This is a genomic window from Aeromonas sp. 600282 (assembly GCF_049175755.1).
GTDB classification, from domain to species: domain Bacteria; phylum Pseudomonadota; class Gammaproteobacteria; order Enterobacterales; family Aeromonadaceae; genus Aeromonas; species Aeromonas veronii_A.
In genome coordinates this window covers 121,345-137,979 of the sequence record NZ_JAAKVR010000009.1, presented here as the reverse complement: position 1 = coordinate 137,979, position 16,635 = coordinate 121,345, and the positions used below count along the sequence as shown (strand labels likewise).

Sequence of the window (16,635 nt, the reverse complement as noted above, 5' to 3'; positions counted from 1 at the left end):
CCGAGGGTGGCCTGTTTGGTTTTCTGCACAACTGAGGCTTAGCGTTTTACCAACTCAACCGCTTCGCGGGAGAGGCGAGTCACCTCTTCCCAGTTGCCGCTCTTGACCGCATCGGCCGGCAGCATCCAGGAGCCGCCGACAGTGGCCACGCATTTGAGCGCCAGATAGTCGGCCACGTTTTTCGGGCCGATACCGCCGGTCGGGCAGAACTTCACCTGGGGCAGCGGCGCGGCAATGGCGGAGAGCGCCTTGGTGCCGCCGTTCGCTTCGGCCGGGAAGAACTTCAGGTGGTCATAGCCCGCTTCCAGCGCCTGCATCACTTCAGACGGAGTTGCCACACCCGGGATCAGCGGCGCGGTGCTCTTGGCCGCGTGAGCCAGCAGGGCCGGCGTCATCCCCGGGGAGATGACGAAGCGGGCACCGGCGGCAACGGCTGCGTCAAACTGCTCGCAGTTGAGCACGGTACCAGCACCGACCATGGCATCCGGCATCGCCTTGGCAATGAGGGCGATGGCATCAAGCGCCACCGGGGTGCGCAGGGTGATTTCGAAGACAGAGATGCCGCCGTCGAGCAGCGCCTTGGCCATCGGCAGGGCCTGATCCAGCTCGTTGATAACCATCACGGGTACCAGCGGGGAGGCGGCAAACACCTCGGCCGGGGTCACTTTCCAGTTCTGCATAGCTCTTCCTTAGTCAAAGATGGTGGCGCCACACTCGGCGCTCGATACCGCGCGACGCATCACGCTGAACAGTTCACGGCCCCACCCCTCTTGTTCCAGAGTGAGGTCAATCTCGGCCTGGGTACGGCCACTCAAATCGGTCAGGCAGTCGAGGCTGCCGTTTACCGCATCAACCCGCAGCAGATCGCCGTCGGCCAGCAGGCCAATGGCCCCGCCGTGCAGCGCTTCCGGGGTGACGTGGATGGCGGCCGGAATCTTGCCGGAGGCACCGGAGAGGCGGCCATCGGTGACCAGCGCCACCTTGTAACCCGCCTTCTGCAGGTTGCCGAGCACCGGCATCAGCTTGTGCAGCTCCGGCATGCCGTTGGCGGCCGGACCATTGTGGCGCACTACGATCACGGCATCCTGATTGAGATCGCCCGCCTTGTAGGCCGCTTCCACCGCATGCTGGGAGGAGAAGACCCGCGCTGGCGCTTCGATAACCCGATACTCGGGAGCCACGGCGGATACCTTGACCACGGCGCGGCCCAGATTGCCCGCCAGCAGCTTGGTGCCGCCGGTGGCCTGGAATACGCTGCCGGAAGGCGACAGCACGCTCGCATCGCCGCTCTCGCCCACCGGCTGCCATACCAGCTGGCCATCGACCAATGCCGGACGGCTGAGGTAATCCTGCATCTCGCCAAAGACCGGAGTGGCATCCATGTGGATCAGCCCCTCTTGCGCCAGACGGCGCATCAGGCCGGGCACGCCGCCCGCCTGTTCGAAGGCGTTGACGTCAGCCGGGCCGTTCGGGTACATGCGAACCAAGAGCGGCACCACGTCGGAGAGATCGCTGATGTCATCCCAGGTCAGTACCAGACCGGCGGCGCGGGCCAGCGCCACCATGTGGATGCTGTGGTTGGTACTGCCGCCAGAGGCGAGCAGGGCCACCAGACCGTTGACCAACGAGCGCTCGTCCAGCACCTCGCTCAACGGGCGATAGGCCGGGGAGCCCGGGATCATGGCGCTGATGCGGCGGGCCGCTTCGGCGGTCAGGGCGCGGCGCAGCTCGCTATGGGGATGCACAAAAGCAGAGCCCGGCAGCATCAGGCCCATGGCCTCGAATACCAGCTGGTTGGTGTTGGCGGTGCCGTAGAAGGTACAGGTGCCTGCCGCGTGGTAGGCGCCGCACTCCATCTCCAGCAGGGCATCGCGACCCACTTCACCGGCAGCGTACTTCTGACGCACCTTCACCTTCTCGTCATTGCTGATGCCGCTCGCCATCGGGCCAGCAGGAACAAATGCAGTCGGCAGGTGAGCGTGGGAGAGGGCCCCCATGATCTGACCCGGAGCGATCTTGTCGCAGATACCGAGAAGCAGGGTGGCATCAAAGGTGTTGTGAGAGAGCGACAGTGCGGTTGCCTGGGCGATCAGGTCGCGGGAGAAGAGGGACATGTCCATCCCCGGCTGACCCTGGGTCACGCCGTCGCACATGGCGGGCACGCCGCCGGCGACCTGGGCGCTGTGGCCCAGCTCGGCCAGCACCGCCTTGATCTGATCCGGATAGCCCTGATAGGGCTGATGGGCGCTCAGCATATCGTTGTAGGCGGTGACGATGCCGACGTTGGCACGGGTCATATCGAGAATGCGACCCTTCTCGTCACTGCTGCAGGCGGCCACGGCGTGGGCCAGGTTGCCGCAGGCCAGCGCGGCGCGGGTCTTGCCCTGCTCTGCCTGACGCTGGATGCGGGCCAGAAATGCCTGACGACGGGCGACACTGCGCTCACGGATGCGGGCGGTGACGTCGGAAATTACCTGATGAATCATTGGGCTTGCTCCAATGCTGTGACGGCGCGGTCAACCACCTGTTCGAAGGTGCCGTCTATATCAATGTGGAATACACCGGCTTCGCCATCCGGGCGCTCCAGGGTATCGAACTGACTTTGTACCATGCTTTCACGCATGAAGTGGCCCTTGCGGGCACGCATCCGCTCGAGGATCAGCGGCTGGCTGCCATCGAGGAAGATGAAGCTGACCGACTCGTTGCCTTCGCGGATCTGGTCGCGGTACTTCTTTTTGAGGGCGGAACAGACAATGATGCCGGTCTCGTTCTTCTGCTCGAGACTGTAGGCGGCGTCGCGGATCCGCTCCAGCCAGGGGGCACGATCCTCATCGTTGAGGGGGTTGCCGCCAGCCATCTTCTGGATGTTGGCCTTGGGGTGCAGGTCATCGCCATCGATGAACTTGGCGCCCAGCGCTTCGGCCACTTTCAGACCCACGCTGGATTTGCCGCTACCACACACACCCATCACGATAATGCACTTACCCGCCATAATTTGACCTCTGTCCCACTTTTCAAAAAACCAGCTGTTGATGGGTTCTAATCTAACACGTTACCGGTAACATGTTACCGGTAACGATTGAAAATGTGAAGTCTGCCACAGACTGAGCAAACCCATAGTCACCTGGGCATATGATGTTGAGCCCTTGCCATAAATCTAAATAAATCATAAAGATATGGTTTGCCGACGGATCGGCAAGGTGTCACGACTGAACTTGGAAAAAGGAACGCATAACAATGTCTGACCTCTCCCTGATCATGACAGCCGCCGGCTCGATTGTGCTGCTGCTCTTCCTGGTGATGAAGGCCCGGCTCCACGCCGTGGTAGCCCTGATCCTGGTCTCCATGGTGGCGGGTCTCGCCGCTGGCATGAACCCGGCCGACATCGCCAACACCATCCAGAAAGGGATGGGCGGCACCCTCGGTTTCGTCGCCGTGGTGGTGGCGCTGGGCGCCATGTTCGGCAAGGTGATGGAAGTGACCGGTGCCCTCGACCGGGTAGCCCACACCCTGCTCGGCAAGTTCGGCGTAAAGCGCGCCAACTGGGCCATGGCACTGACCGGCTTTGTCTGCGCCCTGCCGCTCTTCTTTGACGTGGCCGTGGTGCTGCTGATCGGCGTCGCCTTCGCCATCGTCCGTCGTGGCGGCGGCAGCGTGGTTAAGATTGGTATCGCTCTGCTGGCGGGTATCGCCACCTGCCAGGCCTTCCTTATCCCGGCGCCGGGCCCGATCCTGGTGGCATCCCAGCTGGGCGCCGACTTCGGCTACATGATCCTGTTCGGCCTGATCGCCGCCGTACCGGCGCTGATCCTGGCTGGCCCGCTGTTCGGTGACTTCATCAGCAAGATCGTCGATGTGCCGCTGCCTGCCGATGCACAGAACAGCGTCCACGATGACAGCAAATCCCTGCCCTCCTTCGGGCTGGCCATGGGTCTGATCGGTCTGCCGCTGCTGCTGATCGGCCTCAAGACCATCGTCGGTCGTTTCGTCGAGGCGGGCTCCACCCTGCACAACTGGCTGGAGTTCATCGGTCACCCCTTCACCGCCATCATGGTCGCCTGTCTGGCCGCCTTCTATCTGCTGGGTATTCGCCGCGGCATGTCCCGTGACGAGGTGATGAGCGTCTGCAACAGCGCCATCCAGCCGGCAGGCGTCATCATTCTGGTGACCGGTGCCGGTGGCGTGTTCAAGCAGGTGCTGGTTGATTCCGGCGTGGGTGCCGCCCTTGGCAATATGCTGGCCGACTCCGGTCTGCCCATCGTCGCACTGGCCTTCATTCTGGCCGCTGCGGTACGGGTGATTCAGGGCTCCGCCACCGTCGCCATGCTGACCGCCTGCGGTCTGGTGCTGCCGATGCTGGAGCCGCTCGGTCTGAACGGCGCCCAGCTGGCGGCCGTCACCATCGCCATCGGCGGCGGTGCCATCGTGCTCTCCCACGTCAACGACTCCGGTTTCTGGCTGGCGAACCGCTACCTAGGCCTGACCGAGAAGCAGACCCTGCAGACCTGGACCGTGATGGAAACCATCATCGGCACCACTGGCGGCGTGATGGCGATGATCATCTACAGCTTCCTCTGAAAAGGGCAAAATGCTGACAAAAAGGCCTCACTCGTGAGGCCTTTTTCATCTTTCTGATGATTCTTTCTTTGGCTGAGAGGGCGAGATTGCTAGAATCGCCTATTCATCGCTCCGAGTGGAACGCTTAACCCCGTGATTTCAGGTTTATCTATGCATTCATCGGCCCATTATCGACAACTGCTGGCGCGCCTGCCCCAGATCGCCGTCGCAGCGGATCAGTTTGAAGTGCTCTATAGCGCCCAGGATTTCAAACGCCGCATTCTTGCGCTTATCGCCAGTGCCACCCGGCGCATCTATCTGGTCGCGCTCTATCTGCAGGATGACGAAGCAGGCCGGGAGATCCTCTCCGCCCTCTACGCCGCCAAGCAGCGCAATCCGGCCCTCGACATCAAGCTGTTCGTCGACTTCCACCGTGCCCAGCGCGGCCTGATCGGCAAAGGCAAGCAGGGCGGCAACCACCTGATGTATCAGGCCATGGCTGCCGAACACGAGCACCAGATCGAAATCTACGGCGTGCCGGTCAAAGGGCGCGAGCTGCTCGGCGTGCTCCACCTCAAGGGCTTCATCTTTGATGATGTGGTGCTCTACTCCGGCGCCAGCCTCAACGACATCTACCTGCACCAGCAGGATCGCTACCGCTTCGACCGCTATCACCAGATCACCAGCCCGGAGCTGGCCCGCAGCATGGTCAACTATGTGGATGACCTGTTCGTGAAGAGCGACGCGGTGCAGCGACTGGATCACAGCGATATCCCCAGCGCCAAACAGCTGAAGGGGCCGATCCGCCGCTTCAAGCAGAACCTGCGCCAGAGCCAGTACCGCTTCAGCACCATGCCGGTCAACACCCAGGAGGTGGCCGTCACCCCCATGGTGGGTCTGGGCAAGCGCAACAATCAGCTCAACCTGATGATCCGCAATCTGGTGCGTGCCACCGAGCGGGAGATCTTCATCTGCACCCCTTACTTCAACCCGCCCAAAGAGTTGAGTAAGGATATCGAGGATCTGCTGCAGCGCGGTTGCAAAGTCACCATCGTAGTGGGCGACAAGACCGCCAACGACTTCTTCATTCCGCCGGAAGAGAAGTTCTCCACCATCGGTGGCCTGCCCTATCTCTACGAGACCAACCTGCGCAAGTTTGCCGAGCGCAACCAGCGCCACATCGACGACGGTCGCCTCAACCTGATGCTCTGGTGTTGCGAGCGCAACTCCTACCATCTCAAGGGGATCTTCGTGGATGACGAGTGGGCCCTGCTAACAGGCAACAACCTCAACCCCCGCGCCTGGGCGCTGGATCTGGAGAACGGCCTGCTGGTACACGATCGTCGCCACCTGCTGCGTCCCCAGTTCAACGCGGAGCGGGAGAACATCCTGACCAACACCAAGCGGATCAGCCACTTCGATCAGGTTGAGCAGATCCAGGACTACCCGGAACAGGTGCGCAAGCTGCTGGGACGGATCCATCGGGTCAAGGCCCATTTGCTGCTTAAACGCATCATCTGACCCTGGGCGCCATGCGCCCACACCTTGCCTGTTGGCAGCCGCACAGAGGCCTCCCGTTTTCGGCAGGCCTTTGTTATATCCGCCGTTTCCCCCGTCTTGGCTGCCCAGCCAGCAGCAACTCGGCTTGCATCGGCCCCTCAACAACCCCTATCATCTGGACATATTTACAGTGTTTTCGGGCATCTAATTGATGAAATTGGATAAAATTCCTCTCGATAGCCTCAAGGGTGTCGGCAGCAAGATGCTGGAGAAGCTCGAGCGGCTGGGGCTGGCCACGGTACAGGATCTGCTGTTCCACCTCCCCCTGCGCTACGAGGACCGCACCCAGGTGTGGCCCATCGGCGATCTGCCGCCCGGCCTGCACGGCGCCGTCGAGGGCGAAATCCAGGACACTCAGCTGGTGATGGGGCGCCGCCGCATGATGGTCTGTCGCATCAGCGATGGCACCGGCACCCTCACCTTGCGCTTCTTCAACTTCACCGCCGCCCAGAAAAACAGTCTGGCGACGGGCCGTCTGATCCGCTGCTTTGGCGAGGTGCGCCCCGGCAAATACGGGCTGGAGATGGCCCACCCCGAGTACAAGCTGCTCGGCGAGGAGCAGGCCGGTCAGACCGAAGAGGCGCTCACCCCCGTCTACCCGACTACCGAAGGGCTGCGCCAACTCACCCTGCGCAACCTCACCGATCAGGCGCTGGCCCAGCTCGACCTCTATGGCGTCGAGGAGCTGCTGCCCGCCGGCCTCTATCCCCACCAGATTGAGCTGGCCGCCGCTCTGAAATTGCTGCATCGCCCGCCTCCCTCGGTGGCGCTGCCACTGCTCGAAAGCGGCCAGCATCCGGCCCAGCAGCGACTGGTACTGGAGGAGCTGCTGGCGCACAACCTCTCGGTCCTCAAGGTGCGCGCTCAGGCACAAACCCAGCTGGCCCGCGCCCTCAAACCGGCGCCCGAGCTGGTCGAACAGCTGCTCGGCGCCCTGCCGTTCAAGCCCACCGGCGCCCAGAGCCGGGTGGTGGCCGAGATAAGTAAGGATCTGCAACAGAGCCACCCCATGATGCGGCTGGTGCAGGGCGACGTGGGATCCGGCAAGACCCTGGTCGCGGCGCTGGCCGCCCTGCAGGCCATCGGCAACGGCTGTCAGGTGGGCTTGATGGCGCCGACCGAGCTGCTGGCTGAACAGCACGCCATCAACTTCGCCAAGTGGCTGGAGCCGCTCGGCATCGGAGTCGGCTGGCTGGCGGGCAAGCAGAAAGGCAAGGCGCGGGAGGAGGCGCTGGCCGCGATCAAAGATGGCAGCGTCAAGATGGTGGTGGGCACCCACGCCATCTTTCAGGAGCAGGTGGTGTTCCAGCGTCTGGCGCTGGTCATCATCGATGAACAGCACAGATTCGGGGTGCATCAGCGCCTTGCACTGCGCGAGAAAGGGGAGCGGGAAGGGGTACATCCCCATCAGCTCATCATGACCGCCACCCCCATCCCCCGCACCCTGGCGATGACCGCCTATGCCGACCTCGATACTTCGGTCATCGACGAACTGCCGCCGGGCCGAACCCCCATCACCACGGTGGCGCTGCCCGACAGCCGTCGCGGCGATGTGATCGAGCGGGTCAAGCTCGCCTGCACCGAGGGCAAGCAGGCCTACTGGGTCTGCACCCTGATCGAGGAGTCGGAGGTGCTGGAGTGTCAGGCCGCCGAGGATACCGCCGCCGAGCTGCAAAACCTGCTGCCCGGTCTGCATATCGGGCTGGTGCACGGCCGGATGCGCCCGGTCGAGAAACAGCGGGTGATGGAGGAGTTCAAGGCGGGCATACTGCAACTGCTGGTCGCCACCACCGTCATCGAAGTGGGGGTGGATGTGCCCAACGCCAGCCTGATGATCATCGAGAACCCGGAACGGCTCGGGCTGGCGCAGTTGCACCAGTTGCGTGGGCGGGTTGGCCGGGGCGCGGTAGCCTCTCACTGCGTGCTGCTCTATCATGCCCCCTTGTCCAAGACGGCCCAAAGCCGGCTCGGGGTGCTGCGGGAGACCAACGACGGCTTCCTGATCGCCCAGCGCGATCTGGAACTGCGCGGCCCGGGGGAACTGCTCGGCACCCGCCAGACCGGTCTGGCCGACCTCAAGATCGCCGATCTGGTGCGGGATCAGCCGCTTATTCCGCAGGTACAAAAGATGGCGCGCTTCCTTATGGATAGGCATCCGAGCCATGTCGACCCGCTGATCCGCCGCTGGCTCGGTCTGCGAGACCACTACTCAAACGCCTGACAACCAATCCCGAAACAGGAGGAAAGCACCCATGAATTCCTGGCTACGCGGCCTGCTCTACACCTTCGCCTTCCTGCTGCTATTTGTCTGGGTTGCCCTCGGCCTGTTCGACGCCGAGCGCGCCAAAGGCCCCATCGCCAGCTGGATCAGCCAGCAGACCGGCGTGCCGGTCACCATAGGGCGACTGGTGTTCAACCCGCTGCACCCCTACACCCTGCTGGCTGAGCAGGTGCACTACGGCGATGCGGTCTCCCTCGACAAGATCTATCTGGAGATCGAGAGCATCGACTGGCTGAGCCGCGATGTGCGCATCGCCCATCTCGATCTGATCCGTCCCGCCATCAAGCTGCCGCTGCCCAACCAGCTACCGAACCTGCCGGTGCACTCCCTCACCATCAGTGACAGCACCATAGACCGGCTCAGTCTGGAGAGCCCCGAGCTGACCCTGCGCGGCCTCAATGCCACCCTGAGTGACTGGGAGCTGATCGACCCGAAACAGCAGCCACAGGCCAACCTGAGTCTCAATATCGGCCAGCTGGAGACTCCGCAATTCACCTTCGCCCGTCTCAACCTGCAAGGACGGCTGGAGGGGGAAGTGCTGCGCAGCGACAAGCTGGTGACCAACCTGTTCGACGGTCTGCTGGAGACCGGCATGGTCCTGGACTGGCCCGCCCGCACCCTGCAACTGCACGATCTCAAGGCGCGCGGCATGCGGGTAGAGCTGGGTGACCTGACACAGCAAGGCTTCCCGCAGCGCTTCCCGTTGCAAAGAGTGTCGCTGGATCGCGGTCAGCTGGACGGCGTCAGCCTCAACGACATCAATCAGGAGCTCTCCTTCAACAACTTCAGCGGCCAGCTCACCGCCTTCAACTGGCAGGCGGGCAACCAGCCCACCGGCTATCTGAGCGGCACCCTGGGCGACATGGGCCGTGGCCTGTTCCAGCTGGAGGAGATCAAGGGCAAGCTCGCCTTCTCCCCCCAGCAGATCGACGGCGAACTGCAGGGCAAGGCCTATGAAGGGGAGTTCAATGTCGAGCTATCCCTCGATACCCAGCAGCAGAAGCTGACCCTGAAAGACGTGGCGCTAAGCGGCATGGATATCAGCCTGCCGCAGGGTTGGTGGCAGGATTGGCAGAGCTGGCGCCCGCAGCAGGTCGATATCCGCAAGCTGGCGTTCGACAAGCTCAAGGTGCTCTCCTTCGACGATACCCTGCCCCTGTCGCTGACCGGCTGGCAGCTCTATCTGAGCGATCTCGCCCTGCGCGATAACCAGCCCGGCCCGCTGCTCGGCCGAGCCCGTATCGAGAGCAAATGGTTCGAACTGGTGTGGGATGGCCTCAGCGCCCGCAACGGCGAGCTGGATGGGGAGCTGACCCCCAGCTCCTGGCAACTGGGCAAGCTCACCAGCTCGCTGCCGGATGAGGGCACTCTCAGCCTGAGTGGCCAGTGGGGCCGCGAACCGGGCCAGAGCAGCCGCCTCCAACTGCAGGCGACCAAGCTGGATCTACAGCAATGGGGCAAGCTATTCCACTCCCCGGTCTCCTTTGCCGGCAAGGCGGACGTGAGCGCCGACCTGCAAGCCGAACACGGCAAAACGGCGGGCGAGTGGCGCCAGACCCTGCAGGGCAGCTTTGCCCTCGATGCCGACGAGCCGTTCTGGGACAAGGTAAAGATAGATCCGCTGCTGGATGAGTGGTTCAAGGGGGCGACCCCACCCACCCTGACGCCGGATCAGCTGTGGCAGGCGATGCAGGAGGGTGACACCCCCTTCTACCGCATCAAGCTGCTGGGCAAGATCGACAAGGGGCAACTGCAGATCGAGCAGGCTGGTGCCTCCACCATCACCCATCTGCTGGCGCTGCAAGGGGGGATCGATCTGGTCAACGAGCAGTGGCAGCTGGATCTGGGGATCCTCAATGGCAACCGCTGCGCCGAGCTGCTCGGCCAGTGGCGCGGGCCGTTGACGGAACCCACGCTGGCTTGGAGCTTCCCTCAGAAGCAGGACGCCTGCGGCTGGGAAGTGGGAGTACGCTATCCTCCGCAAGGCAACAGTGCCCCGCTCTGGCGACCGGCTCCCGCGCCGAAAGCCCAAAACCAGGCCCAAGTGCAGACCCAAGCCGGGCAGGCAAGCGACAGCCGGCAAGGGTAAAAACAGACAAGGCCTCATAATGAGGCCTTGTTGTTTGATGGGGAAACGACGCGGTTACTGGCCCGGACGGCGGGGCGGCTGCACCACGTAGTGGCCGCAGAACTCCGCCGCCAGTTTACTGCCGCTGAACAGCTGGATCTTGAGGCTGAAGGTGGCAGGCTCCCCCCGTTTGAGCGGCTGCAGCACGGCGGGCATCCCCTCGCGGGCCACTCGCGCCTCGGGCTCCTCATCGACCGGGCCATGATATTTGATGGTGCTCTCGGCCAGCACCGGCTCGCCCACCAGCCCCTCCTCTTTAAGCTGCAGCCAGATCAGCCCCCAGCCCGCCAGCACGCACTGGCTGTAGACACTACCGGCGAACATGCTGCCATGCACGTTGAAGTTGGCCGCCAAATTGGCCTTGAGGTGGAAAGTCTGGCCATCGTAGTGGCTGATATGCATCCCCATCTTCTCGCTGATGGGTACCCCGCGCGACCAGCGGGTGGTGAGATCCTGACACCACTCCGGCCGGTACTGGATAGTCTGCAACGGGCTCAGGGATTTGATCATCTGGCGATGGGGAATCCGACCAAAGGAGACGGGGCCGCCCCCCACTTCGAGAAAACCGCACTTGCGATAGAACTCCACCGCCTCCTGACGGGCGTTCATCACCAGCCGTTTCACCTTCTCGCTGCGGGCCAGCTGCTCGAGATCCTCCACCATTTTGGCGCCCAGCCCCTGGCCGCGATATTCGGGACGCAGCGCCATGAAGCGGATCTGCGCCTCGTCACCGCCGATAAAGAGGCGGCCCACAGCGATGGGAGTACCATCGGGAGCCAGCATCAGCCGGTGAATGGCGACCGTATCGTATTCGTCCCGCTCGGAACCGACCGGCAGATTGAAGGGTTTACGCAGAAGTTCCCAGCGCAACTGGTAGTAGGCATCCAGCTCGGCGACTGTCTGAGGGGTGACTACCCGGTACATAGTTTCATCCTTGAGTTACACTGGTCGGAAACCATCTTGCCGTGCAAATTCATGGACTTCAATCTGCAAGCGTACCAAGCCGATCACTTGTTGCACCTCAGCGTCAAACCCCAGCGCCGCCTCACGGTACAGGAAAATGACCAGCACCGCTGGCTGGAGATAGATGGCGTGGTGCAATCCGCCATGTCGCTCGCCGACCCCGCGACCCTCTGTCTGCCCCATCAGCGGGTCATCGCCTGCCTGCTACCGGAGCGGGCTGAGCAAATCCTCGAACTGGGGCTGGGTGGCGGCGATCTCACCCGCCATCTGAGTCAGCGCTGGCCCGATGCTCGCCACGAGTGCGTTGACCTCGACGAAGAGGTGCTGACCGTTTATCAGCAGTTTTTCCAGCATCAGGCGCACGATGGGCAAGCCGTTCCGACACTCCATCAGGCCGATGCCCTCGCCTTTCTCGAGCAGAGCGAGCAGCAGTACGACCTCATCCTGCTCGATCTCTTCAGTCAGGATGGCAACCCGCTGCTGCTGTTTCAGGAGCGGCTCTACCGGGCGCTGGCTCCCCGCCTCTGCGGCACCCTGGTGATCAACCTGCTGCCGCGAACAGAACTGGAGCTAACCCACGCCCTGACACTGATAGAACAGTGGATTGGCCCCGCTACCCCCTATCCGGTTGCGGGGCTTATCAACGTGATCGTCCACGTCACACCGCGGGACGAGACATCCTCAGACCTGTAGCCAGAAGGTAACCGGGCCGTCGTTGACCAGCGCCACCTTCATGTCGGCGGCAAAACGCCCGGTTGCGGTCGGGATGCCGCTGGCAGCAGCCTTCGCCACGAAGTAGTCATAGAGGCGTTCGGCCTCGCTCGGGTGGGCACCGCAGGAGAAGCTGGGGCGCATCCCGCTCTTGGTATCGGCCGCCAGGGTAAACTGGGAGACCACCAGCAGGCTGCCGCCGACCTGACCGACATTGAGGTTCATCTTGCCATTCTCGTCACTGAAGACCCGATAGCCGCTCACCTTGTGCAGCAGTTTGTCGGCCTTGGCCTCGTCATCCCCCTGCTCTACTCCGAGCAGTACCAGCAATCCCTGACCGATGGCGCCGGTCACCTCCCCCTCGACAGTCACGCTGGCCTCGCTGACCCGCTGAATCAGTGCAATCACATCCCTCTCCTCTCAAAACAGAACGACCGCCCCGGCTCGATTGCAGGGGCGGTCGTCGATGCTACCAATAAACCGGTGGCCAAGGCGATGGCTTAGCCAAGCTCCTCGCTCGCCGGCTTCTCGTACTCACCGAGGCAGGCTGTGGTCTCCGCACCGAGCAGCACCACCAGCCAACTTAAATAGACCCAGACAAACAGAATCGGGATGGTGGCCAGCGCACCGTAGATGGCCTGATAGGAGGGGAAGTTGGTGATATAGATGGCAAAGCCGCGCTTGGCCAGCTCGAACAGGGTCGCCGCTACCAGCGCACCGATAAAGGCGTGGATCAGCCGCACCTTGCAGTTCGGCACCACGGTATAGACCAGCAGGAAGGTGAGCACCGAGAAGAGGAACGGCAAACCGCGCAACAGCAGATAACCGATGCCGAACAGGCTCTCGGCACCAAACAGCCGCAGCGAGAAGATATAGGAGGAGATGGCGATACTGGCCCCGATAAGCACAGGCCCCAGGGTCAGGATCATCCAGTACATGGCAAAGGCCTGCGCCAGCGGGCGGCCCTGGGTCGAACGCCAGATGTAGTTGAGGTTCTTGTCGATGGCGGAGATCAGCATCAACGCCACCACCACCAGCGCCCCAATCCCCACAGCAGTGGTGTTGGTGGCATTGGCGACGAAGCCGTCGATGTACTCCTTGAGCATATCGCCCGCGGTCGGCACGAAGTTGTGGTAGACGAACTGCTCCATCGCCTGCTTGAGGCTCTGGAACACCGGGAAGGCGGACATCATGCCAAAGACCACGGCGATCATCGGCACCAGTGAAAGCAGGGTGACATAGGCCAGATAACCGGCGGTAACCGTCAATCTGTCCTGCTGGAAACGGCCCCAGACAAACTGGGCAAAGTGGCGACCATCATGGCGCAAGAAGGAGAGGGCGTGGGCCAAACGGCCGCTGACAGGCTGCTGCATCTTGATTCTCGTTAGCGTCATAGTGGCAATATTGTGTCAGAGGAGAGCGCTGTTTGACCACCTTTGAACCCGATTTGCCTCCATATGCCCCAACCTGTTACCCGGGTTACGCCTCCGACTGTCGCCAGAAGCAGAGATAAAAACGGCCCCGATAAAGGGGCCGTTTGCAATGCCGGATTACAGCATGTAGTCCGCAGGCAGCTCGATGCGGGCGACGCCGGAGGCCACCGCCGCCAGCGCCACGGCGCGGGCAACCCGCGGCAGCAGACGGGCATCCATCGGCTTGGGAATGACGTAATCCTTGCCGAAGGCGAGCTCGCTAACCCCGGCGGCGGTCAGCACCTCGGCTGGCACCGGCTCCTTGGCCAGCGCGCGGATCGCCTCGACCGCAGCAATCTTCATGGCATCGTTGATGCGGCTGGCACGGGCGTCGAGGGCACCGCGGAAGATGAAGGGGAAGCAGAGCACGTTGTTGATCTGGTTCGGGTAGTCGGAGCGACCGGTGCCCATGATGAGGTCGCTGCGCACCCCGTGGGCCAGCGCCGGCTTGATCTCCGGGTCCGGGTTGGAGCAGGCGAAGATCACCGGATTGGGCGCCATCAGGGCGACCGCCTCGGCGGGCAGCACATCGGGGCCGGAAACACCGACAAACACATCCGCCCCTTCGATGACATCCATCAAGGTGCGCAGCGGGGTCTCGTTGGCGAAGCGCTGCTTGTACTTGTTGAGATCGCTGCGGCCGGTATGGATGACACCCTGACGATCCAGCATGAAGATGTTGTGCGCCCTGGCGCCACACTTGATCAGCAGATCCATGCAGGCGGTGGCGGCAGCCCCCGCTCCCATGCAGACGATGCGGCTGTCGCTGATCTGCTTGCCCTGCACTTCCAGCGCGTTGAGCAGCCCGGCGGCGGTGACGATGGCGGTGCCGTGCTGGTCATCATGGAACACCGGAATATCGCAGCGCTCGATCAACGCCTGCTCGATCTCGAAGCACTCAGGTGCCTTGATATCTTCCAGATTGATGCCGCCGAAGGTATCGGCGATAGCCGCCACCGTGTCGATGAACTGCTGGCTGGTCTCGTGCTTCACCTCGATGTCGATGGCGTCGATACCGGCGAAGCGCTTGAACAACAGGGCCTTGCCCTCCATCACCGGCTTGGAGGCCAGCGGCCCCAGATTACCCAGCCCCAGAATAGCGGTGCCGTTGGAGATGACGGCCACCAGATTGCCCTTGCCGGTATAGCGATAGGCATCGACCGGGTTGGCGGCGATCTCGCGCACCGGCTCGGCAACACCCGGGCTGTAGGCCAGCGCCAGATCACGGGCGGTTTCGGCAGGCTTGGTCAGGGCGATGGCAATTTTGCCCGGTACGGGCTGGGCGTGGTAATCGAGTGCTTCTTGACGCAGATCGGACATGGGGGACCCCGATGTGGTTGGTGCAAATGAGGTGCCGACAGGGGGCACGCAGAAGGGCGGGGATCATAAAAGAAAGCGGTGGGCATGCCCAGCAGATCATGCTGCCATCAGCCAGATCAGACCAGTTATTTCAGCACCTTACCCCACCCACACATACCACTTTAGTTATAGATTCTGCCGCATGGGATGAAAATGGAGCAAAAAGGGCGGCAAGTTGGCCTTGCCGCCCTTTCTGTCAGTGCTGTAGACCTGACTCAGTTGCCCAGATAGACCGGCAACAGATTTGCCATCGACAGGAAGTGGAACAGCGCGGTCGCCAATCCGAACAGGATCAGCAGCCAGGCCATCAGCTTGCCGCCGGGGGTGACGAAGTGGGGTGTCACTTCGCCCCGCTCGGCCCGCGCCCGGGTGCGCAGCACCAGCAATGCCGGGATGATGCAGGTCCAGATGGTGGCGGCGGCACCGGCATAGCCGATGGCCAGCAGGAAGCCGAACGGGAAGAGCAGGGAGAGCACCAACGGCGGCAGGAAGGTGACCGCCCAGGTCTTGCAGCGACCGGCGCGGCTGTTGTCGAACTTGAACAGATCAGCCAGATAGTCGAACACCCCGAGCCCCACCCCGATAAAGGAGGAGAGAATGGCCGCCATGGAGAAGCCGTTGATGGCGCTGGCCACCTTCTCCGATTCAATGACCCCGGAGAGGGCGGAGAGCAGCACGCTCACGTCCCCTCCCTTGGCAATCACGGGAGCAAAATCCTGACGGGGAAGGTTGCCGAAGATCCCCAACAGCCAGAGCACGTAGAGCGCCAGCGCGATCAGGGTTCCCCCCAGAATGGCCCATCTGGCCTGCTGCTCGTTCTGGTAGTAGGCACGCAGGGAGGCCACCGAGTGGTGATAGCCGAACGAGGTGAGCGCCACCGGCAGCATCGCCATGGCATAGGGAGCATAGCGGCTCTCGCTGCCCGCCAGATCGAGCAGGGTCGGCAGCTTGATACTGCCGAGCAGACCGGCCACACCGAGGGCGAAGCTGAGGATCATGAAGGCGATCAGTACCACCGAAATACGGTCAACGGCGCGGGTCGAGTGCCACACCACCGCAGAGAAGAGCGCCACGAACAACACGGACGCGAGCTTGCTGTCGATCCCCAGAATCCCCTGCAGGATGGCACCGGAGGAGGTGATGTAGGCGTAGAGCAGAATGCCGCCAACAAAGTAGACCGAGAGATTGTTGAGGAGATTGAGCTTCTCCCCCAGCAGCTCGCGAGTCACGGTATTGAAGGAGACCCGCATGTCGTGGTGCTGGAAGGATTCCAGCAACATCCAGCCGGAGAGAGTCATCATCACCATAGTGACGGTCAGCGCCAGCACCGACCAGAGGGTCCAGGCCCCCGCCCCCGAACTCGGCAGACCGAGCATGCCGGCTCCCACGCAGACGCTGGCAATGATGCAGGCGCCCCCCAAAATTGACGGTTTTTTCTTCATAATCCCTTCTTTTTCTGACTGATTATCTATCCGCGGTAAACAAGACCGCGGCATGATGCCAGCCTTTGCCATGAGACGCCTACCACTATCTGCCATAACCGGGCATGGCTGCCGCATAAAAAAGTGCCCCGAACGGGGCACTCTATCAGCGGGAATGGTGTG

General features: G+C 62.6%; 13 protein-coding genes. 5 read left to right on the top strand and 8 right to left on the bottom strand.

The window, feature by feature from the left end; genetic code table 11:
• Positions 1–38 precede the first annotated feature (38 nt).
• From G5137_RS10650 to G5137_RS10640, 3 genes are read right to left on the bottom strand one after another with little or no spacing between them, the layout of a single operon-like run.
• Entirely contained in the window at positions 39–680 is a 642-nt protein-coding gene (locus G5137_RS10650) for a bifunctional 4-hydroxy-2-oxoglutarate aldolase/2-dehydro-3-deoxy-phosphogluconate aldolase (protein ID WP_005342660.1), read from the bottom strand.
• Positions 681–689: 9 nt separating this feature from the next.
• Complete coding sequence (gene edd / locus G5137_RS10645; protein WP_021230776.1) at positions 690–2,486, bottom strand: phosphogluconate dehydratase; 1,797 nt, start codon at positions 2,484–2,486, stop codon at positions 690–692.
• Positions 2,483–2,992: a gluconokinase gene (locus G5137_RS10640; protein ID WP_005340649.1), complete on the bottom strand. Its 510-nt coding sequence runs from the start codon at positions 2,990–2,992 to the stop codon at positions 2,483–2,485. The genes edd and G5137_RS10640 overlap by 4 nt, the downstream gene beginning before the upstream one ends.
• Before the next feature lie 245 nt (positions 2,993–3,237).
• Here G5137_RS10640 and gntU point away from each other — a divergent pair, with 245 nt between their 5' ends.
• From gntU to G5137_RS10620, 4 genes are all read left to right on the top strand, one after another.
• Entirely contained in the window at positions 3,238–4,578 is a 1,341-nt protein-coding gene (gene gntU, locus G5137_RS10635; protein WP_005355418.1) for a gluconate transporter, read from the top strand.
• A gap of 150 nt (positions 4,579–4,728) precedes the next feature.
• Positions 4,729–6,078, top strand: coding sequence for a CDP-diacylglycerol--serine O-phosphatidyltransferase (gene pssA, locus G5137_RS10630; protein ID WP_005342654.1), 1,350 nt, complete (start codon positions 4,729–4,731; stop codon positions 6,076–6,078).
• Positions 6,079–6,268: 190 nt separating this feature from the next.
• Positions 6,269–8,338, top strand: a complete 2,070-nt coding sequence (gene recG, locus G5137_RS10625) for an ATP-dependent DNA helicase RecG (protein WP_421255356.1) — start codon at positions 6,269–6,271, stop codon at positions 8,336–8,338.
• 31 nt (positions 8,339–8,369) lie between these two features.
• Entirely contained in the window at positions 8,370–10,487 is a 2,118-nt protein-coding gene (locus G5137_RS10620; protein ID WP_421255355.1) for an AsmA-like C-terminal region-containing protein, read from the top strand.
• 54 nt (positions 10,488–10,541) lie between these two features.
• On the opposite strand, the gene G5137_RS10615 is transcribed toward G5137_RS10620, so the two are convergent.
• On the bottom strand, positions 10,542–11,450 hold the full coding sequence (locus G5137_RS10615; RefSeq protein WP_069527624.1) for a bifunctional GNAT family N-acetyltransferase/hotdog fold thioesterase: 909 nt from the start codon (positions 11,448–11,450) through the stop codon (positions 10,542–10,544).
• A 51-nt stretch (positions 11,451–11,501) separates the two neighbouring features.
• Between G5137_RS10615 and G5137_RS10610 the strand changes: the two genes are divergently transcribed.
• Complete coding sequence (locus G5137_RS10610; RefSeq protein ID WP_162628440.1) at positions 11,502–12,182, top strand: spermidine synthase; 681 nt, start codon at positions 11,502–11,504, stop codon at positions 12,180–12,182.
• Here G5137_RS10610 and dtd read toward each other — a convergent pair.
• The 4 genes from dtd to G5137_RS10590 form a co-directional block, all read right to left on the bottom strand.
• The gene (gene dtd, locus G5137_RS10605; protein WP_113740154.1) at positions 12,171–12,608 is read right to left on the bottom strand and encodes a D-aminoacyl-tRNA deacylase; all 438 of its coding nucleotides are present in this window, start codon (positions 12,606–12,608) and stop codon (positions 12,171–12,173) included. The genes G5137_RS10610 and dtd overlap by 12 nt on opposite strands.
• 92 nt (positions 12,609–12,700) lie before the next feature.
• Positions 12,701–13,573: a virulence factor BrkB family protein gene (locus G5137_RS10600; protein WP_005340664.1), complete on the bottom strand. Its 873-nt coding sequence runs from the start codon at positions 13,571–13,573 to the stop codon at positions 12,701–12,703.
• Between the two features lie 177 nt (positions 13,574–13,750).
• Entirely contained in the window at positions 13,751–14,992 is a 1,242-nt protein-coding gene (locus G5137_RS10595; protein ID WP_421255354.1) for a malic enzyme-like NAD(P)-binding protein, read from the bottom strand.
• 254 nt (positions 14,993–15,246) lie between these two features.
• The gene (locus G5137_RS10590; RefSeq protein WP_005355439.1) at positions 15,247–16,473 is read right to left on the bottom strand and encodes an aromatic amino acid transporter; all 1,227 of its coding nucleotides are present in this window, start codon (positions 16,471–16,473) and stop codon (positions 15,247–15,249) included.
• Positions 16,474–16,635: the final 162 nt, after the last annotated feature.

Bases quoted from the DNA above. Each gene is read 5' to 3' on its own strand.
- G5137_RS10650 (WP_005342660.1), bottom strand. From the start codon at position 680: ATGCAGAACTGGAAAGTGACCCCGGCCGAGGTGTTTGCCGCCTCCCCG.
- edd (WP_021230776.1), bottom strand. From the start codon at position 2,486: ATGATTCATCAGGTAATTTCCGACGTCACCGCCCGCATCCGTGAGCGC.
- G5137_RS10640 (WP_005340649.1), bottom strand. From the start codon at position 2,992: ATGGCGGGTAAGTGCATTATCGTGATGGGTGTGTGTGGTAGCGGCAAA.
- gntU (WP_005355418.1), top strand. From the start codon at position 3,238: ATGTCTGACCTCTCCCTGATCATGACAGCCGCCGGCTCGATTGTGCTG.
- pssA (WP_005342654.1), top strand. From the start codon at position 4,729: ATGCATTCATCGGCCCATTATCGACAACTGCTGGCGCGCCTGCCCCAG.
- recG (WP_421255356.1), top strand. From the start codon at position 6,269: ATGAAATTGGATAAAATTCCTCTCGATAGCCTCAAGGGTGTCGGCAGC.
- G5137_RS10620 (WP_421255355.1), top strand. From the start codon at position 8,370: ATGAATTCCTGGCTACGCGGCCTGCTCTACACCTTCGCCTTCCTGCTG.
- G5137_RS10615 (WP_069527624.1), bottom strand. From the start codon at position 11,450: ATGTACCGGGTAGTCACCCCTCAGACAGTCGCCGAGCTGGATGCCTAC.
- G5137_RS10610 (WP_162628440.1), top strand. From the start codon at position 11,502: ATGGACTTCAATCTGCAAGCGTACCAAGCCGATCACTTGTTGCACCTC.
- G5137_RS10600 (WP_005340664.1), bottom strand. From the start codon at position 13,573: ATGCAGCAGCCTGTCAGCGGCCGTTTGGCCCACGCCCTCTCCTTCTTG.
- G5137_RS10595 (WP_421255354.1), bottom strand. From the start codon at position 14,992: ATGTCCGATCTGCGTCAAGAAGCACTCGATTACCACGCCCAGCCCGTA.
- G5137_RS10590 (WP_005355439.1), bottom strand. From the start codon at position 16,473: ATGAAGAAAAAACCGTCAATTTTGGGGGGCGCCTGCATCATTGCCAGC.